The sequence below is a fragment of the Subsaximicrobium wynnwilliamsii genome (genome assembly GCF_007997225.1).
GTDB classification, from domain to species: domain Bacteria; phylum Bacteroidota; class Bacteroidia; order Flavobacteriales; family Flavobacteriaceae; genus Psychroserpens; species Psychroserpens wynnwilliamsii.
The window spans coordinates 1-1148 of record NZ_VORM01000100.1; the positions used below are offsets into that span (position 1 = coordinate 1).

Consider the following 1148-nt stretch of genomic DNA (forward strand, 5'->3'; position numbering starts at 1 on the left):
ACGATGACCAAATAGTGACGGAATTAGGCTCACTTGCCGACTTGCTTGCTAAATCGAATTGTACTTAAACTCATGAATTGGCCAAAGCATATCTCACTCTTACGCACTGCACCAACGGAACATTTTCAAAAATTTCAAAATCATCTAACTACTTTAGCCAACATTGCGTATAATTAATTGCTAGGCCTGTTCTTCTTCCGAAAACCCTCGCGGATTCGCTAGTTCGTTTTTATTTGCTAAATTAGCGCTTGAGACACGCAACTAATCATACTCAAGAGCGTTGCCAGCAATTTAAGAAAAATCGTAACTTGAATTGAAAAATTAAAAAATACTCGAAATCCGAATTTTTTTTTGAATTTTAGGTAAAATATTGACAGATTGAATTGAGCGAAACTGAAAATATAGCTTGAATTAAATAATTGGACGGAAAAACGAAACGGAATGAAAAACAAACCGCTGAAATTAGTAACTTTTATCGTAATTGCTTTTTTAGTTTCTTGTTCAGCAAATAAAGAACTAATCGGAAAAGAAAAAACGGAATTTGGAGATGTCAAATTCTATGTGGAGAATGATTTAAAAAACAGCTATTACAAAAAAAGAGTTTTAGCAATATTCCAAAATTCGATTTTTTATAGTTTCTATTCCAATGAAATTGTTAAAACGAAAAAAAATAACGAAGGATTAATTTACACGCTGACTTTTGGAGAAATTCCCAAAGAATTAAATCAGCCGAGATATTTTCAGAAATTATCGAGAATTGACTCTTTGATTCTTACCAAAGGAGATAAAGTTTTGGATTCTCTTGAGTGGAATAATTATAAAAAATCAAAAGGAGCATCTGGATTTATAATTGAAGTAAATTGATAAATAAATAAACCAAACTGAATAGAAAAACTGCTGGCAACACCGTATATAAGCTATGGCTGGGTCTGTGCCTATTTGGAAAAATTATGGATTTCCCAAAGTTTGTTTATATTTGTAGAGGTTCGTGCTTTAACACGCCACAGCTCATATACAAACACGTTAGCAACAAGCTAAAAAAAACATTGAGAATATGAAAAAACTTTTAGTCCGAATTGCTTCAAATTTATTTCCGAATCAAATAACATCTTTTGCGTACGACCAATTAACGAATCCACAAGTTCGAA

The 1148-nt window shown here is 32.1% G+C and carries 1 protein-coding gene; it reads left to right on the forward strand.

Features of this window, described 5'->3' with window-relative positions; translation table 11 throughout:
* Positions 1–441 precede the first annotated feature (441 nt).
* Entirely contained in the window at positions 442–864 is a 423-nt protein-coding gene (locus ESY88_RS20680) for a hypothetical protein (protein ID WP_147088601.1), read from the forward strand.
* Positions 865–1148: the final 284 nt, after the last annotated feature.